The sequence below is a fragment of the Snodgrassella sp. M0351 genome (assembly GCF_016100575.1).
GTDB classification, from domain to species: Bacteria; Pseudomonadota; Gammaproteobacteria; order Burkholderiales; family Neisseriaceae; genus Snodgrassella; species Snodgrassella alvi.
This window is the reverse complement of the sequence record NZ_JACFSG010000001.1, coordinates 578,937-597,750: the sequence shown is the minus strand read 5'-3', so window position 1 is coordinate 597,750 and position 18,814 is coordinate 578,937. Positions and strand designations below refer to the sequence as shown.

The 18,814-nt window shown below is 42.4% G+C and carries 11 protein-coding genes; all 11 read right to left on the bottom strand.

The window, feature by feature from the left end; genetic code table 11:
* Nucleotides 1–57: 57 nt before the first annotated feature.
* Entirely contained in the window at nt 58–807 is a 750-nt protein-coding gene (locus tag H3V01_RS02525; RefSeq protein ID WP_198185898.1) for a DUF3304 domain-containing protein, read from the bottom strand.
* A gap of 550 nt (nt 808–1,357) precedes the next feature.
* Complete coding sequence (gene narI / locus H3V01_RS02520; RefSeq protein ID WP_025330500.1) at nt 1,358–2,047, bottom strand: respiratory nitrate reductase subunit gamma; 690 nt, start codon at nt 2,045–2,047, stop codon at nt 1,358–1,360.
* Nucleotides 2,048–2,059: 12 nt separating this feature from the next.
* Complete coding sequence (gene narJ, locus H3V01_RS02515; RefSeq protein WP_037488732.1) at nt 2,060–2,695, bottom strand: nitrate reductase molybdenum cofactor assembly chaperone; 636 nt, start codon at nt 2,693–2,695, stop codon at nt 2,060–2,062.
* Between the two features lie 9 nt (nt 2,696–2,704).
* Entirely contained in the window at nt 2,705–4,258 is a 1,554-nt protein-coding gene (gene narH, locus H3V01_RS02510; RefSeq protein ID WP_198185897.1) for a nitrate reductase subunit beta, read from the bottom strand.
* A gap of 13 nt (nt 4,259–4,271) precedes the next feature.
* Entirely contained in the window at nt 4,272–7,967 is a 3,696-nt protein-coding gene (locus H3V01_RS02505; protein WP_084585995.1) for a nitrate reductase subunit alpha, read from the bottom strand.
* Nucleotides 7,968–8,067: 100 nt separating this feature from the next.
* Nucleotides 8,068–9,438: a NarK family nitrate/nitrite MFS transporter gene (locus H3V01_RS02500; RefSeq protein ID WP_198185896.1), complete on the bottom strand. Its 1,371-nt coding sequence runs from the start codon at nt 9,436–9,438 to the stop codon at nt 8,068–8,070.
* A gap of 12 nt (nt 9,439–9,450) precedes the next feature.
* Nucleotides 9,451–10,674 (bottom strand): MFS transporter, encoded by a 1,224-nt coding sequence (locus H3V01_RS02495; RefSeq protein ID WP_096765892.1) that lies wholly within the window; start codon nt 10,672–10,674, stop codon nt 9,451–9,453.
* A 189-nt stretch (nt 10,675–10,863) separates the two neighbouring features.
* Nucleotides 10,864–11,517, bottom strand: a complete 654-nt coding sequence (locus tag H3V01_RS02490) for a response regulator (protein ID WP_084547296.1) — start codon at nt 11,515–11,517, stop codon at nt 10,864–10,866.
* A 17-nt stretch (nt 11,518–11,534) separates the two neighbouring features.
* Nucleotides 11,535–13,466 carry a histidine kinase gene (locus H3V01_RS02485; protein ID WP_198185895.1) on the bottom strand — a complete coding sequence of 644 codons (1,932 nt, stop codon included), beginning with the start codon at nt 13,464–13,466 and terminating at the stop codon, nt 11,535–11,537.
* 489 nt (nt 13,467–13,955) lie between these two features.
* Nucleotides 13,956–14,333, bottom strand: a complete 378-nt coding sequence (locus H3V01_RS02480) for a DUF805 domain-containing protein (protein WP_084552727.1) — start codon at nt 14,331–14,333, stop codon at nt 13,956–13,958.
* A gap of 763 nt (nt 14,334–15,096) precedes the next feature.
* Nucleotides 15,097–18,768 carry a DNA translocase FtsK gene (locus tag H3V01_RS10980; protein ID WP_232332579.1) on the bottom strand — a complete coding sequence of 1,224 codons (3,672 nt, stop codon included), beginning with the start codon at nt 18,766–18,768 and terminating at the stop codon, nt 15,097–15,099.
* Nucleotides 18,769–18,814: the final 46 nt, after the last annotated feature.

Sequence of the window (18,814 nt, the reverse complement as noted above, 5' to 3'; positions counted from 1 at the left end):
ATTATTATAAAAATGAATTAACTTTGTTTGTTGTTATATTTATTTGATTATTAATATCTATTTATGTGTCGTTACCGGTAATTTACCTTCCTCTTCCAGCTGCTTGATATAACGCGGTAAGATTACTTGTGGAATATTTTTACGTTCCGCTTTCACTGCATCCATTCTGGCTTTGTTGCGGCGATAATCTGCCATCGATTTAACGCTTGGACGTGGCGTACACAGTTTCTGGCTTTCGGCAAACAATTTCCAGTGTACCGGATTACGCCCTTCTTCTATTGTTCCATAAGTGATAAATAACTGATTGCATGGAAGGAAATGTACTGTAATATTAGCTACCTGACCAAAATCATCTCCGGCTGATGGCGGCGGCGGAGGTAAGGGTATTTCTGCTGAATAATATTCATCATACTGATCAATTATTTGTAATTCTTTTTTATCTATATTTACTCCTGCAGTATTTAGTATTCTTGGCTTCCATCCTGGATAAGGTAATACTTCCCAATAAATCTTCATGGTCATACCCGGTGTCCATTTAGCCCTAAGTGCTGCTGCACCGCAAGTCGAACCGCCACCATAGCGTTTTTTACCTACATCATAATCATCTATTCCCGGAGTGTTAGGGATACAGCCTCCGCCAATACTACCCCCGCTCATATTTTCATAATTGTATTCAATTGCTTCTACCGGTGCGGCATACATGCGGTTTTTACCTGAGGTTATACCGACAAATGGTTCGAAATGGCTGGTACAACCCATTAATTCGATTGCTGCCAGCATCGCCAGCCATGCCCATGTTTTTTTCATCACCCTAACCTTTTTGATATTTATAGTTATTGTTGAATTGTACAAATTTTATCTATCAATATCCTATTATTATAAAAATGAATTAACTTTGTTTTTCGTCAATATTTACTTTATTAATCTTTATTTATGTGTCGTTACCGGCAATTTTTTCAAGCTGCCAGATATATCGCAGTAAAATTACTTGCCAAATATTTTTACGCTGTGTTTTCAATGCATCCGTTCTGGCTTTATTGCGACGATAATCTGCTATTGATTTAATGACTGAGTGTAGCTGACACCGATACTCACGTTGCTGAAATTATATGGTCAAATGATTCTTTTGCGAGTAAGTTTATTTCAGGCGGAAATGTTGATTTAGTAATTCTATCCACCAGTTTAAAAAAATATAGGTAAATTTTAATAATAGTAAGAAGACAGGAAAAAACAAAGATTTTCTGAAAATGAAATTTAAGCTGTAGAGGCAAATGAGCAGGTTAAATTTTAGATTGATTTTTAAATTATAAAAAAGGCAGTACTGAATACCAGTACTGCCTTTTTTTTTAGAAACTATTTAATAACGTCTGCTTCTGACCAGCTGTGTTTTACGCTTCAGATAGACTAAAGTACCAAATCCGCTCCAGATATGCACCAGACGGGTAAATGGAAAGATTACAAATACACTCATACCCATAAAGAGGTGTAATTTAAAAATCGGGCTGACATGCGCAATAATATCCGCTGCACCGCCTCTGAATGTCACAATATGCTGAGCCCACTGCATCAGGCTAATCATTTCTGCTCCGTCCAGATGATGCGCAGAAACATGGATAGTACCCAGCCCCAGACAAAGCGTAATCAGCAACCAGATTAATACCAGTTTGTCGCGCCAGCTACTGTTGGCCAGTAAACGTGCACAGCTGAAACGCCGGTAAATAAGCATCAGTAATCCGATTAAAGCAAGGGTACCCATTATTCCGCCGGCAATCATTGCTGTCAGCTGCTTGGCTTCATGAGTAACACCAAGTGTATCCCAAACTACTACAGGCGTAAGCAAACCGACCAGATGTCCGAAAAACAGTCCGAGTACACCAATATGAAACAGAATATTGCCAACTCGCAGCAGGCGCGGATAAAGCAGCTGGCTTGATTCAGACTTCCATGAATACTGATTTGTATCAAAACGAATCAAACTGCCCAGAAAAAAAATACTGGCGGCAATATAAGGAAAAATGCCGAAAATAAATTGATTAAGATAATACATGCTGTCTCCCGGCTAACTGAATTTTTTATTGCGGAAAAATTGCACTTCCTGCACAGACGGCTGATTTAATAACGGTTCCAGTCCTTCTGCTGTTGGTCCGAATTTTTCCAGAGCTTCGTCCATATTGCGTACTGGTGCAGCCTGTAATGGCTGTGGTTTAACTGGAGATAAAGCGACAACTGCATCCATAACCGGTGCATACACTGATTTACTCTGATGCAGGTTGTCAGCTATATAGCCAATCACATGTACTGCATCAGCAAGTAAATTTTTGGCTTCATCTTCGGCAACATGAGACAAAAATTCTAAAAATAAAGGCAGATAATCCGGCAATTCATTATCGGCAGGTTCAAAGCCGTGTTTCTGATATTCTGCCAGTAAATCGACCATCGCCTGACCACGGATGCGATCTTCTCCATGCAGATGTTCAAACATGTGTAAAGCATGTTTGCGACTGCGATCAAAAGTAGCTACATATACTTCTTGAAGATCGATTTCATCATGCGTGCGTAAATGTTCAAAAAATGGCTGTAATACCGAAATCTGATTAGCAGATAACTGATCGGCCAGAATTGAATGCAATTCATCAGTATGGTCTAACCATTCCTGCCTTGGATAGCTTAGTAAGATGGATAAAATTTTATACATTTGTCTGTCCTATGAGGCCGACTGACGATTATTTTTCTTACGCAGTCCATGAAAAATAATCGGTGAAGCTTTGCGTGTACCAAACAGGCTTTCTTTGCTGTGGCCGTTATGGCAGCCATCTCCAAAAGAAAATCCGCAACTGGCTTTTTCCTCAAAAGTATTGCTGACCAGTTCTTTATGTGCACTTGGAATGACAAATCTGTCTTCATAATTGGCAATTGCCATTATCTGATACATTTCTTCAATTTGTGCAGCACTCAAACGATGTCCGGACAATTCCTGTAATGCCTGCTCTTCAGAATAAATATTTTTGCTGCGCATGTATTTACGCATATCAATCATGGTTTGCAGCGCATTAATAATGGGTTCGGTTTTACCGGCAGTCAGCAGATTGGCCAGATATTCAATCGGAATTCGCATATCTTTTATTTCCGGAATCAGACCATTCTGACCAATAACACCGGATTCAACCGCAGACTGAATTGGTGATAACGGCGGAATATACCAAACCATCGGTAAAGTACGATATTCTGGATGCAACGGAAATGCCACTTTCCATTCAACCGCCATTTTATAAACTGGTGAATTCTGAGCAGCCTGTATCCAGTCTGCCGGAATTCCCTGAGCCAGTGCTTCTTTGGCAATTTCAGGATCATTCGGATCAAGAAAAATATCCAGTTGCTGTTCATATAAATCCTGAGGATTTTCTATCGCAGCACTCTCACTGATCCGGTCTGCATCATAAAGGAGTACACCAAGATAACGTATTCTGCCAACACAGGTTTCTGAACAAATTGTCGGTTGACCGCCTTCAATGCGCGGATAACAGAAAATACATTTTTCCGCTTTGCCTGCCACCCAGTTGTAGTAAATCTTTTTATAAGGACAGCCAGAAACACACATACGCCAGCCACGGCATTTATCCTGATCAATCAGGACAATCCCATCTTCTTCACGCTTGTATATTGAACCGGACGGGCAACTGGCCACACAGGCTGGATTCAGGCAATGCTCACACAGACGCGGCAAATACATCATAAATGTGTTTTCAAAAGCAGCGTAGATGTCTTTCTGAATGCCATCAAAAAGTTTATCTTTAGAACGCTTGGCAAATTCACCGCCTAAATCATCTTCCCAGTTCGGTCCCCAGTGAATTTTATCCATTTTCTGCCCGGTTAATACCGAAACAGGCCGTGCTGTAGGCGGTGTTTGCATCAGCGGGGCATTTTGCAGATGCTCATAATCATAGGTAAACGGTTCATAATACTGGTCAATAGCCGGCATATTAGGGTTGGCAAAGATATTGGCCAATACTTTGAGACGATTACCCTGCTTCAGTTTCAGTTTGCCTGAATTTTCACGTACCCAGCCACCTTTATACTGTTCCTGATCCTCCCAGTTTTTCGGATAACCGATACCGGGTTTCGTTTCTACATTATTAAACCAGGCATATTCGACCCCGTCACGACTGGTCCATACATTTTTACAGGTAACAGAACAGGTATGACAGCCAATACACTTGTCCAGATTTAACACCATTCCGATTTGTGCACGAATTTTCATGATTGTGTCCTTTTTATTCTGTCACCGGTGTTTTGGCCGGTTGATCCAGCCATTCCACTCTGTTCATTTTGCGTACCACGACAAGCTCATCACGGTTGGTACCTACCGTACCGTAATAATTAAAGCCCCATGATAATTGAGCATAACCACCAATCATATGCGTTGGCTTCATAACCACTTTAGTGACTGAGTTATGAATACCTCCGCGTTTGCCGGACAGCTCTGAACCGGGCACATTGACAATTTTTTCCTGTGCGTGATACATCAGAATCATGGTTTCAGGTACTCGCTGACTAACCACTACCCGTGCGGTCAGCGTACCATTCACATTGAATACTTCCACCCAGTCGTTATCTTCGAGACCGGCACGTTTAGCATCAATTTCAGAAACCCACACATGCGGACCACCGCGTGATAAGGTCAGCATGCGCAAATTATCTGAATAAGTACTGTGAATACCCCATTTCTGATGTGGTGTGATGAAATTCAGCACGATTTCAGGGTTGCCATTGCTTTGATGGCCTTTCACATTCAGCGTGGTTTTCAGGTCTACAGCCGGACGATAGGAAACCAGTCCCTCACCAAACAGTCGCATCCATTGATGGTCCTGATAAAACTGCTGCCGGCCGGTTAAGGTGCGCCATGGAATCAGTTCGTGCACATTGGTATAACCAGCGTTATAGCTGACTTTTTCACTTTCCAGACCAGACCAAGTGGGTGATGAAATAATCTTGCGCGGTTGTGCCTGCACATCGCGGAAACGAATAGCATCATCTTCACGGGCAATGGCCAGATGAGTATGGTCGATACCTGTATTTTTTGATAAAGCTTCCCATGCTTTAACTGCCACATGACCATTGGTCTCCGGAGCCAGTGTCAGAATCATTTCCGCAGCATCAATAGCTGTGTGCAGTTTCGGCTGGCCTGTGGCCACACCTTCGGATTGGGTGTTGTTAAGTTTGCGCAGTAAATCTACTTCTGCACCAGTCTGCCAGCTAATACCTTTACCACCATTACCGATTTTTTCCAGCAACGGTCCTACAGAAGTGAATTTGTCATAAATAGCACCATAATCACGTTCAACCACGGTCATTTTCGGCATGGTTTTGCCCGGTACCGGTTCACATTCACCCAGTTTCCAGTCTTTCGGGTCAAACGGCTGTGCCAGCTCTTCTGGACTGTCGTGCATCAATGGTGTTAATACCAGATCCTTACGTACTCCCAGATAATCTTTGGCAGTTTCGGAAAATGCTTTCGCCAGACCACGATAAATATCCCAGTCAGTTTTACTTTCCCAAAGCGGTTTTACTGCCTCGCTAAGCGGATGGATAAAAGGATGCATATCCGAAGTATTCAGATCATCTTTTTCATACCAGGTGGCTGTAGGCAGCACAATATCTGCATACAGACAGGTAGTGGACATACGAAAATCCAGTACGGTAAGTAAATCGAGCTTACCCTCTGCTGCCGGACGGACTTGTACATCAATCGGCTTAATAGCATCAGTTTCATCACTCATCAGTGCATTTTGTGTGCCAAGCAGATACTTGAGGAAATACTCATGCCCCTTACCGGATGAACCAAGAATATTGGAACGCCAGACAAACAGATTACGCGGGAAATTCTGCGGATTATCCGGATCAGTACAAGCCATATCCAGTGCGCCCGATTTCATCTGCTCAACAGCAAATGCAATCGGATCTTTACCTTGTGCTTCTGCATCACGGGTCACATCAAGCGGATTACGTCCCAGCTGCGGAGCAGAAGGCAGCCAGCCCATTCGTTCAGCTTTAACGTTGAAATCCAACTGACTCATATTAGCCATCTGACCGGCATGAGTAGGCGCAATAACTTCCGACATCTTGAGTTTTTCATGCCGCCACTGGCTGGTGTGTGCATAGAAGAAAGAAGTACCATTCATCTGGCGTGAAGGCCGGTTCCAGTCTGCAGCAAAAGCCAGAGGCGCCCAGCCGGTTTGCGGACGTAATTTTTCCTGACCGACATAATGGCACCAGCCGCCGCCGCTCTGACCGATACAGCCACACATCATCAGCATATTGATAATGCCACGATACGCCATGTCCATGTGATACCAGTGGTTCAGACCGGCACCCACAATTACCATACTGCGACCATGTGTTTCATGCGCGTTTTGGGCAAATTCGCGTGCCACCTGAATCACCAGCTCTGGCTTCACGCCAGTATGTTTCTGCTGCCACAATGGTGTATAAGGCACATCAGCCAGATAATCATCGGTAACACCATCACCGCCAAAACCACGGTCAATACCATAATTGGCACACATCAAATCAAATACTGTGGTTACCAGTATTTTTTCGCCATCTGCATTAATTATCTGCTTAACCGGTATATTTTTAACAATTACTTCTGCTGCATCATCTCCGCCGAAGTAATCAAAAGACACACCCATGATGGCATCATGATTATCTTTAAGTGATATCAGCGCTTTGATTTCTGTACTGTCAGATTTTTGTGCCAGCAGATTCCATTTACCCTGCTCACCCCAGCGGAAGCCTATCGATCCTTTCGGTGCAACAATATCACCGGTATTTTCGTCGATAACCAGTGTTTTCCATTCAGGATGATTGCTTTCATCCAGCCCGCCTGCTATCTGGCTTGCACGCAGGAAGTAGCCCGGCAGCAGTTTACCGTTTTCCTGATTAATCACCACCAGATTAGGCATATCTGTCAGACGACGGCAATAATCAATAAAATATTCTGACGGATTCTGCAGATGAAATTCTTTCAGAATCACATGCCCCATTGCCATTGCCAGTGCAGCATCCGTGCCCTGTTTTGGTGCCATCCAGATATCACTGAATTTCACCATTTCACCATAATCAGATGAAACAGCTACTGTTTTTGTACCTTTATAACGCACTTCAGTATAGAAGTGCGCATCCGGAGTGCGTGTCATGGGTACATTTGAGCCCCATACCATCAGATAGTTGGCGTTATACCAGTCGGCAGATTCTGCAACATCGGTTTGTTCACCCCATGTTTGCGGGCTGGAAGGCGGTAAATCGCAATACCAGTCGTAAAATGACAGCGGTACACCGCCAATCAGACTCAGATAACGCGAACCGGCAGCATAGCTCACCATCGACATTGCCGGAATCGGAGAAAAGCCAATTACACGATCCGGACCAAACTCTTTAATTGTGAATGCATTGGCAGCAGCAATAATTTCATAAGCTTCTTTCCAGTCCAGACGGACAAAACCACCCTGACCACGCTCAGATTTGTATTTTTTTGCCAGTTCCGGATTCTGAGTAATACTCTGCCACGCCTCAATTGCATTCAGAGTCTGGCGTTTTTCACGCCACATACGCAGCAGAGAAGAGCGAATCATTGGATATTTCACCCGCTGAGCAGAGTAAACATACCAGCTATATGATGCACCGCGCGGACAGCCCCGTGGTTCATGATTGGGTAAATCGGCACGAGTACGCGGGTAATCTGTCTGTTGCATTTCCCATGTAATCAAACCGTTTTTAACAAAAACGCGCCAACTACAGGAACCGGTACAATTTACTCCGTGAGTTGAACGTACAATTTTGTCATGCTGCCAGCGCTGGCGGTAAGCATCTTCCCATTCTCTGCTCTCAGCCACCACTGCCCCATGTCCGGCAGAAAATGTTTCTTTGGTTTTACGTAAAAAATTCAGTCTGTCTAAAAAATGGCTCATGAATTTGTGCTCCATAGAGGCAAAAGCCTCAAACAGTTTCTTATTGATTTATATTTTTTTTCTGCACCATTATCTATGACAATGGTGCGATCACTTCAAATTAACAACTCGTAACTGATTGTTTGCGAACATAAAACCAGTAGTTAACTATCAGACAGCTTACATAGAAAACAATAAAGCCCCATAAAGCCACTGATGCGCTGCCTGTCGCCTCAATCGAAGAACCAAAACTTTTCGGAATCAGAAAACCACCATAAGCACCGATTGCGCCCATAAAGCCTAATACCGTAGCTGACTCTTTAGTGGCATGAGCTTCTGAGGTCTTAATATCGCCCTGATGCAGATGACGATGAAACTGAGAGAAAATCCGCGGCACCTGCGCGTAAGTTGAACCGTTACCAATACCGCTAAAGGCAAACAGCAACATAAAACTACAGAAAAAACCAACAAAACTGCCTTCATTGCCGCCAATAGGCTGAGATACCAGAACGCCAATAACCCCGACAATCATCATGGCATAGCTGATTTCAGTAAGTTTTGCCGCAGACATCTTGTCAGACAACCAGCCACCCACAACACGCAGTACTGCACCTACAAACGGACCTAAAAAGGCAAACTTAACTGCATCCAGATGCGGGAAAGAATGGCTGATTAATAACGGAAAAGCAGCCGAAAAACCGATAAACGAACCAAATGTGCCCACATAAAGCCAGCATAAAATCCAGTTGTGCAACCGCTTGAAAATAACAAACTGTTCCTTTAGTGAGGAATGCATGCTGCCAATATCGTTCATCCCAAACCATGCAGCCAGCGTACTGAGCACAATAAACGGTACCCAGATAAAACCCGCATTCTGCAACCAAACCTGTGCAGAACCCTGCGGTGTGGAAATTGTCTGAGACTCACCGCCCATTGCACCAAACAGGCAGCTAGTAATCGCCAGTGGCACAGCAATCTGTACTGCGGATACGCCCAGATTACCCAAACCGGCATTAATTCCCATCGCCTGACCTTTTTCCGATTTCGGGAAAAACAGACTGATATTGGACATAGATGAACTGAAATTTGCTCCGCCAAAACCACATAAAAGTGCCAGAATGAACATCGTTGTATAAGAAGTATTCGGATTCTGTACAGCAAAGCCCAAACCCAGCGCAGGAATCAGCAAACTGGCTGTAGAAATTGTCGTCCATTTGCGGCCACCAAAAATCGGAATCACAAATGAATAGAAAATTCGTAAAGTAGCACCTGATAATGCCGGCAAGGCCGCCAGCCAGAACAGTTCATTGCTGCTGAACTTAAATCCAACCAGTGGCAGTTTCACTACCGTCACACTCCATACCTGCCAGATGGCAAACGCCAGCAACAATGCAGGAACGGAAATCCATAAATTTCTGCGTGCTATTGCACGACCGCCTGACTGCCAGAATTGTTGATCTTCCGGCCGCCAATCTTTTAAAACTTTACCCATATCAAACTCACTTTATTGGTGCTTAGGGTTTTTCAGAGAAAAATGCATCCAGATTAAACTGATACATACCGTGCCAAACATCAGCATGAAAGAGGTAGAACGTACACCTGTCCAGTCTACTAACCGACCAAACATAATCGGCAACAGAAAACCGCCCAGTCCCCCGGCCAGACCCACTACACCAGACACAGTACCCATATCATCCGGAAACTCATCAGAAATAAACTTGAATACCGAAGCTTTACCGATTGCCATAGCCACACCGACCACAAACAGCAGCACAGTAAATATCGTTGCATTTAAACCAATATGCATATCCAGATGACCACTCACTGTACGAATAGACATTTGTGTTTGCGGATAAGACAACAGAAAGAATGCAATTGCGCAAATCCACATTACAGCCCAGGTAACTTTATAAGCACCGTATTTATCAGACAGCCAGCCACCGAACGCACGCAGTACACCCCCCGGCAGAGAGAAGCATGCAGCCAGCAATCCGGCCTGTGCTAAGCCGAAGTTATATTCGTTAACATAGTAATTCACCATCCACAGCGAAATACCTACATAGCCGCCAAACACTACCGAATACAGCTGACTGTATTTCAGCACTTGCGGATTTTTCATTAATAACAACTGAGCTTTCAGACTTGGCTGTTTCGCAGAAGCTGCTTTAGGCTCCGGATAACTGAAAAACCAGAACAATACTGTAATGACCAGCAAAATTACGGCATATACACGGGGTACAGCCTGCCAGCCATATGCTGCAATCAGTGCAGGTGCCAGAAACTTATTTACGGCAGAACCGGCATTACCGGCTCCAAAAATACCCATTGCCAAACCCTGACGTTCCTTGCGAAACCATTTGGCCACATAAGGAGTACCAACAGAAAATGAGCCGCCTACTAATCCCAGCCACAGCGCAATCCAGAGAAACTGACTGTATGTGTGTGCATATTCAAGCAGCCAGACTGCCGGAACACATGACAGCATCAGCAGAAAAAATACAATACGGCCGCCAAAACGGTCAGTCCAGATACCTAAAGGTACCCGGATAAGTGATCCGGACAGTACAGGCATCGCTACCAGCAAACCAAATTGAGCTTCACTAAGTTGTAATTGTTTTTTGATAGGTATTCCCAAAACGGCAAATATCATCCAGATCATAAAACAGACAATAAATGCAATTGTGCTGGAAGTAAGCACTGTTACCGATTTTCTAACACCAGAATCCATTCTGTACCCCCATTAATAATTCTCTTTAGTGTACGTAATCACCTTTTCATATCCAATTAGTCATCCGAAGCAAAATCATTAACCAAAAAGCACAACGCCAAATAAGCAAAAAGACCTATTGACAAACTCAATAGGCCTTTATCAAATTCTGATATTCAGTAGTTATTACCCGATACTCAACTCACTTGTTTATTTATCCAGACCATGCTCAATGGCATAGACAGCAGCCTGCACCCTGCTGGCTACATTTAATTTGCGTAAAATATTCTGAACATGCACTTTTATAGTGCTTTCAGTTACATCCAGATTACGCGCAATCACCTTATTACTATTCCCACCTGCCAGCCAGCGCAAAATTTCCCGTTCGCGCGGTGTCAGTGGTTCAGTAATTTTCTCGTCTGCCTGCTCCTGCCTGCGCAACCTTGTTACCAGCTTACTTGTCATTTCAGGCGATAACACACTATCACCGCTAATCGCTTTTTCAATACTATCCAGCAAAAATTCTGTATCAATATTTTTTAACAGATATCCGCGGGCGCCCAGCCGCATACATTCGAGTAAATCGCTACCGTCTTCAGATACTGTCAGCATCAGCACCACCTGCTGCGGATTATGATTTATCATCTGCGGTAGTGCTTCAAGTCCTCTCATTACCGGCATATCCAGATCCAGAAGTACAGCATCCGGCTGGAGCTGTTGCTGCATTTTTACCCCTTCAAGCCCGTCTGTGGCTTCACCCACCACCTCAAAACGCTCACAACTATCAATCAGTGCACGCAAACCACGCCGAAACAAAGTGTGATCATCAACAATCAGAATCCGGTACTTGTTTTCATTAAGCATTATTAAATTCCCAAAAATTATTCCTGCGCATGAATATACTGACGCGGCACCATCAACTCTACACAGACCCCGTTATTTTCACGTGCAAATATTTTTAATTCTCCATTAATCTTGCCGGCTCGTTCTTTCATGATATGCACACCCACATGCCCGTGCAGCCCCTTCTGAATTAGCGTATCCTCGGCAAAACCTATTCCGTTATCTTCAATACAGAGATTCAGGCGATCAGCCAGATATACCAGCCTCACCCGCACAGCATCGGCGTGCGCATGTTTACGTACATTTGATAATGCTTCCTGCACAATGAACACCACCTGCAATTGTACATCCGACTCTACCTCATACACATCGCCTTCTACTGACCAGTCCGCAACAATATCTGTTTGTTGTTCAAATCTTTTCATCACTTCCTGCAACGAACTGATTAGCCCTTCTGAAACCAGACGTACCCGGAAATTTGACAATAATTCGCGTACATCATCATAGCATTGCTGAATACCCTCATGAATAAAATCCAGAGTCTGTTTAGCCTGTTCTTGTTTATGCTCTACAAGAGATTTTTCCAGTACCTGTATCTGCATATTCATAAATGAAAGCGACTGCGCGATACTGTCATGCAATCCTTGCGCCATCAGGTTACGCTCTTCCAATATCGCCATCTGCTTATCCAGTTCATTCAGGCGCATACTTTCAATCGCTATCCCGAACTGACTGCAAACAGTTGAAATCAGACGTTGATTTTCTTCACTCAGCGCAAACGGCTTCAGTGCAAACAAATGCAGCATACCAATTTCATCATCTACTGATTTCACTGCAAAAGTCAGACAAAACGGCAGAACCTGCTGCATCTGACAGCAATGATTATTTTCCTCATGAATGACCAGCGATTGATTATTGTAATTAACCACAGACTGATGCAACCGCACACAGCGCCCGCCATCACAGCGATAATCACGGAACATATCTACCTGCTCTTCTGTCAGCCCGTCCGAACCGGCTACTTCAAGCATCTGTGAATGGCGGTTTTTTAACTGCACCACACAGGCATCCGCACCACTGAATGCCTTCATTTTATGCATAAATATTTGTACCAGCACTGTCAGATCATGCTGTTCCTGAAACAATGAGGTCATAGCATATAATACCGCCAGCTCACGATTACGCTTAACCACTGCCTGCGTCTGTTCAGCCACCCGGTTTTCCAGCGTGTCATATACCTCATACAATTTGGCGGCCATCAGATTAAAACCCTTTGCTACCTGCCCGAACTCATTGGCTGTACCCACTTTCAGGCGTGTATCAAAATAACCCTTACCAATCTGACTGATCCCCTGATTCAGACGTAACAGCGGCGAAATAACCAGATGATGCAGTAACAGCAATGATACAATCGCAGATAGAACAGCCATTATTAATACTAGCACCTGCAACCAGCGCAACAGTTTGATATTGTGCGTATTATCTTGCTCAATAAGCAAAACCAGCCGGTCAATTACCGCAGTGAATTCTCTGGCCTGAGCAAGAAAAGCTTCTCCGCTTAGTCTGCCCTGTAAATAAGCTTCACGGTCAGCAAGAAAATCCTGCAACTGCTCCTCAATTTCCTGAACTTGAATTAATAACTGTTTATGACGCTGGCCGTTCATAACCCCGGTATCATGCAATTCGTATAAATGACCAAGTATTTCCTTAAATTGACGCTTTTCATCCGCAAACTGCTGCTCTGCACCCGGTGTTTTCGTGACCAGTACCATATAAAACACCCGCTTGCGCAGACTACCAGCTTCATTAATCGCCATTCCCAACTCTTCCAGCCTCCATGAGGTATTCAGCGACAACCCTACCAGACTGGTAGCCAGAAACAGCCATACAGCAATCAGCACAACCAGTACTTTTGATAACTTCTGTCCGCGTAAAAACGACCGATCAAACTTTTGCCACAGATTTTTCATAACACCCCAATCAGAAAACTGGCAGCACTATAACGCAAAAGTCGAAATATATCTTTGATATTCATTTAAAGTTTGATAAGAGTAAATTTATACATTGTTTAATTTTGGATTTTATTAAGTATTGCATCACCGAATTTGATATTGAGCAGACAGACTGGTCTGCTTATGGAACTGCCATATTTTATTGTTCTGAAAGTATTAACATTATTGATATTGGCTGATAAAAGTATTCAGCGATGGAAAATATCTGATTCAGTGTTAATGAGCCAACGCAGCATATGAAGAATGAGTACTGTAGATATCCAGTATCAAAAAATTATTTAAATCAATAAATAATATATTTTTAGCAATAGCAATTAAGATATTTATCCAGCAGCTTAATTTCAAGTGAAATAAGCTGCTGGTAAAAAGAAAAAATAAAACTAAGTTATCAAACAGCCAATTTAAGTAATACTGAGCTATTATTACAAACCAAATTGCCAAAAAGCACTAGAATAACCTTTGCTCAAAACGGTTTGGCTTACCCGGCAACAGCATCAGTATGATAAACCAGATTTGCCCGATGATCGGTATAAGAGTAATCAGAATCCACCATGCAGAACGGTTTGTATCATGCAGCCGTCTGAACTGAAGTGACAAAGTCGCTATCCACACAACAAAGCAGACTACCAGAAAGACAAAATCAATCGTCCAGTCGCCCCATGTATAGATATCATTAATCGGATGTCCGAGCATTTTTTCAACTGCATACGTCAAAATTATTCCAAGAACATAGTTAATCACAATCGGCCACCAATAATCAGCACGATTAGAAGTCCCTGAAAAATTCAGAATGTTATGCCAGAACCGTTTGTAAGATTCAATCATAAATTCATCTCCAGATAATTAATATATTTACATTTATATAAATTTTAAAATTAGGATTTATATTTCAAACATTGCCAAATTATCTTAAGACTTATCTATAAACGATTCAAACAACTTAACTTTAAAAACAATTACTTACAATATTTATTTATTGATAAAAATTGATATATATATTTTTTTATAATTTATCAATTATGAGAATTTATATACTTTAATTAATATATTTGTATATTTATTTGCGTTTTTATACGTACAAATCAAAATTAATTAATTGTTTGACATTATTTAAGCATAGACCGCATTTCAGCGTAGCAGACAATTCTTAATAAATATGACATTTTATTAAAAAAAGCTGTAAAATGTATAAATTAAACAACATTATTACAATCAATTCATTTTGATCATACAAATAAATACAAAGAATTAACTCAAATACTTAATTTGTTTAATATTCAGACTAAAAAATTTAGTTTAAATCTTCTATTTATCGTTTTTTTTATAAATATCTACATATCAGTAATTGAAAAAATTCAATACTATAAATTGATATTAAACATACCGTACTACCGAATATTATTTTATTGAATTTTTCATCAGATGCTGAATACTGATATCAACTATTATGCAGCAATACTGTTTTTTTAAAATCATCACTTTAATAAAATACTAGTACATACTAAAGGGTACATTTCATATTGATATAAAAAAACGCATATACAAATATGCGTTTAAGAAATCTATTCAATAAACTTATTTGAAAAGACTATCCATCCAGATGACTATTTTGCGGAGCCAGTACAGTGCGATTGCCATTACCTTCAGCAGCAGACACGATACCTTCTGCTTCCATCTGCTCAACCAAGCGCGCAGCACGGTTATAACCGATGCGCAATTGTCTTTGCACAGAAGAAATACTTGCCTTACGGGTTTTGATTACCAGCGCCACTGCTTCATCATACAGAGGATCAAGCTCATCATCACTACTGCGTGACGATGCATTGCTGAACATATCATCATCACTGACCCCGGCAGTTAAAATATCATCAATATATTGGGGCTCACCAAACTGTTTCAGATAATGTACTACCCGATGCACTTCTTCATCGGCGACAAAGGCCCCATGCACACGCTCCGGATAGGCGGTACCCGGTGGTAAAAACAGCATATCACCCTGTCCAAGCAAGTTTTCAGCACCCATCTGATCAAGAATGGTACGACTGTCTACTTTACTGGATACCTGAAAAGCAATACGGGTTGGAATATTGGCTTTTATCAGTCCGGTTATAACATCTACACTGGGACGCTGGGTAGCCAGTATCAAATGGATACCGGCAGCACGGGCTTTTTGCGCCAGACGCGCAATAAGTTCTTCAATTTTTTTGCCGGCTGTCATCATCAAATCGGCAAATTCATCAACAATCACAACAATAAAAGGCAATTTTTCCAGTGGTTCAGGATTATCCGGCGTAAGTGAGAACGGATTAAACAGTTTTTGATTGCGTGCACCCAGCTCAGCAATTTTCTGATTGAATCCGGCCAGATTACGCACACCGGCATGACTCATCAGCCGGTAGCGTTTTTCCATCTCGTTTACGCACCAAGTCAGCGCATTGGCAGCCAGCTTCATATCTGTAACCACGGGCGCCAGCAGATGAGGGATACCTTCATAAATGCTCAATTCAAGCATTTTCGGATCAATCATAATCAGGCGTACATCTTCAGGTGTGGCTTTAAACAGCATAGACAATATCATGGCATTAACACCTACCGACTTACCAGAACCTGTTGTTCCGGCTACCAAAAGATGTGGTGCTTTAGCCAAATCCGTTACCACAGGCTGACCGGTAATACCCTGACCAAGAGCCAGTGTCAGTTTAGAACGGGATTGCTGAAATACCGAAGCTGAAAAAATCTCACTAAGACGAATAATTTGTCGTTTGGGGTTAGGTAATTCCAGCCCCATACAGGTTTTGCCCGGAATCGTTTCAACTACCCGGATAGAAGCAAAGCCCAGACTGCGTGCTAAATCTTTTTCCAGATTAACTACCTGACTACCGCGAACGCCCTGTGCCGGTTCAATTTCATAACGAGTAATTACCGGGCCGGCAAATGCATCAATTACGCGAACTTTGACTTTAAATTCAGCCAGTTTTTCTTCGATGGTAATACCATTTTCCAGCAAGGTTTCTTCACTTTGCTGTGCTGCGGGATCATAATATGGTGGTAATAATAAATCCATCCCCGGCAGCATAGGTTTTAACTGTGGTTTATGCACCGGTGTGACAGCTACTGTCTTATGCAAAGCTTTTTGCAGTGCCATACCGATAGCAGTTTGCGATGACTGAGCACTATAGTCTTTTTGTTCTGCGGGTAGTGACTGCCGGTTATTTCGGATAACTACTCCGGTGCTTTCGACAACCGGTACTGATTCAGTCTGTTGTTCATCTTTTTCAATTACTTCAACATGATTAACTACTTCCGAACTGCCTTGTGGTTGAGTTTCAACCTTTGGCAAAAATGCAGATATATCTGTATTAGCTTCTTCTTCGTTGTAATGTTCATGCAAAGGGAAATAATCAGGTGTTTCTGTCTGCTCTTCAATTTCAGCAAAAAACGGATCTTCTGTAGCCAATACCGGAGTTTCCGCCACAGCAACATCTCCATCACTATCATCAGACAAATAGGAAGTGTTTCCAATACTAAAATCAGAATTCTCATAATAAGAATTTTCTGAATTATTATTGACAGTTACTGCCTGCTTTACTGTTGGCATATCCTGAGAATAATGAAACTGGCTTCTTCTCGGGCGCAGATTCTCAGTAAAATTTTCATTCTGCTGCTGTACTGGCTGCCGATTAAAAGAATCGCTATAGTCAGCATTACTGCTGGTGTAATTTTCTGCTACAGGAGCATTTCCGGCCACAACTGTAGTAATAGATGTTGGCGGCATGGAATGAAAAGGTGTAAATCTGGTTGACAGTGGTGCCTGTGCACTGCCGGCAGCATCTGTAAAACCTTTGTCTGCAGACATATCAGCTACTGGTGCCGTCATTTTTACTGTATGGCTTTTACCGATACGTGCGGCTGCCGGAATAACACTTTCTCTGACTACCGGTCGCTGAAATTTCTGTCTGTTTACCGGTGAATCGGTTTTGGCTAAATTCGCATATATTTCATCTTCAGCTATTACCGGTATGCTATAACCAGAATTAAACTGCTGGGCATTCTCGTTATGGCGCTGTCTTGCCAGTCGCTGACGCAGCAGATTCAAACGAATATCTTCTTCGTTAATAATTTGCACGCCATTATGTTCTCTCCCGAGTCTATGCTCATGAACTGACTGCTCAGGAACAGTAGTTACAGAATGCGGCAAGTGCGAAGGGGCTCCAACAGAATTACCCAGTTTGTGATGGGTAGCCTGTTGCAAATCATCCAAATCAAAATTTTTTAATGCCCGGGCTTTTAACAAAGCAGCCTGTTCGGCTTTAGTACGCGAACGAACCTTATTTAATATCGGATCATCGACAGTAATTTCTTTCGCATTGCGATTGCGCTGCTGATTCTGACTGTTTAAAGGTTTGTACTGCCATTTAAGCTGAATAACTTCAAGAGCAGGCGCCTGTTCACTAACCGTATCAGTAAGCGGATGAGTTGCCACTTTACGGGTAGCTTCTGCCAGAGTAATTACTTCCAGATTTTTATCTGGAGGGAACACCACAGCAGTTTCAGCATGCTCATCACTGGTAATCAGTATGTTTTTATCTGTCTGATCATCATTATCGATATCAGTCTCTTCGTCTGTATCCGGCAGGATATTTTCTTCGGCCACAGCTTCGGCATGAATATCATTACCATCGGCTGCATCTTCTTTTAAAGATTTAAACAGTTTAACCGGAAACAAAGGGTTATCCTTTATTACCAGCAATTCATTATCAGTTTCGGCTATATCTTGTAAACTATCTCCATTTTCACTGACTGTTTTATCCGTTTCACTTTTTACCGGTATAGGGGCGGATTCAATAACTGTAATCTGAGGAGTAACCGATTCAGATTCCGATTTTTCAGTCTGTTGTTCTGGCTGACAGCTCTCACCAGTACTATTAGCCGGTACAGCCGGGTGAATTTCTTGATGATTATTTACAGTATTTATTGCTTCAGATTCAGTCTCTTGCAGCTCTGGTTCTGACGGTTGTTCTTGTTGCGCTGAACTTTGAACTGTCTGATTGCGCTGTACAAGCTTTTGCGCCAGATAAGAAATACGGCTTTTCAAAGAGGGTCTGGCAACCTTCAATACCGGAAACTGACCTGCCTGAAACCGGTTTTCATAGCGGGTCAGGTAGGTCAATTCCAGTTGCCATTTGCGTTCCTGAATATTACGCCACCAGAATAAAGCGCCTATAGCAATAATTAACAGTATTAATACAATCCACCACATACGTGTTCACGCTGCCTTATGGTTAATATCTGGTTAACAGACTATT

Bases quoted from the DNA above. Each gene is read 5' to 3' on its own strand.
- H3V01_RS02525 (WP_198185898.1), bottom strand. From the start codon at position 807: ATGAAAAAAACATGGGCATGGCTGGCGATGCTGGCAGCAATCGAATTA.
- narI (WP_025330500.1), bottom strand. From the start codon at position 2,047: ATGTATTATCTTAATCAATTTATTTTCGGCATTTTTCCTTATATTGCC.
- narJ (WP_037488732.1), bottom strand. From the start codon at position 2,695: ATGTATAAAATTTTATCCATCTTACTAAGCTATCCAAGGCAGGAATGG.
- narH (WP_198185897.1), bottom strand. From the start codon at position 4,258: ATGAAAATTCGTGCACAAATCGGAATGGTGTTAAATCTGGACAAGTGT.
- H3V01_RS02505 (WP_084585995.1), bottom strand. From the start codon at position 7,967: ATGAGCCATTTTTTAGACAGACTGAATTTTTTACGTAAAACCAAAGAA.
- H3V01_RS02500 (WP_198185896.1), bottom strand. From the start codon at position 9,438: ATGGGTAAAGTTTTAAAAGATTGGCGGCCGGAAGATCAACAATTCTGG.
- H3V01_RS02495 (WP_096765892.1), bottom strand. From the start codon at position 10,674: ATGGATTCTGGTGTTAGAAAATCGGTAACAGTGCTTACTTCCAGCACA.
- H3V01_RS02490 (WP_084547296.1), bottom strand. From the start codon at position 11,517: ATGCTTAATGAAAACAAGTACCGGATTCTGATTGTTGATGATCACACT.
- H3V01_RS02485 (WP_198185895.1), bottom strand. From the start codon at position 13,466: ATGAAAAATCTGTGGCAAAAGTTTGATCGGTCGTTTTTACGCGGACAG.
- H3V01_RS02480 (WP_084552727.1), bottom strand. From the start codon at position 14,333: ATGATTGAATCTTACAAACGGTTCTGGCATAACATTCTGAATTTTTCA.
- H3V01_RS10980 (WP_232332579.1), bottom strand. From the start codon at position 18,768: ATGTGGTGGATTGTATTAATACTGTTAATTATTGCTATAGGCGCTTTA.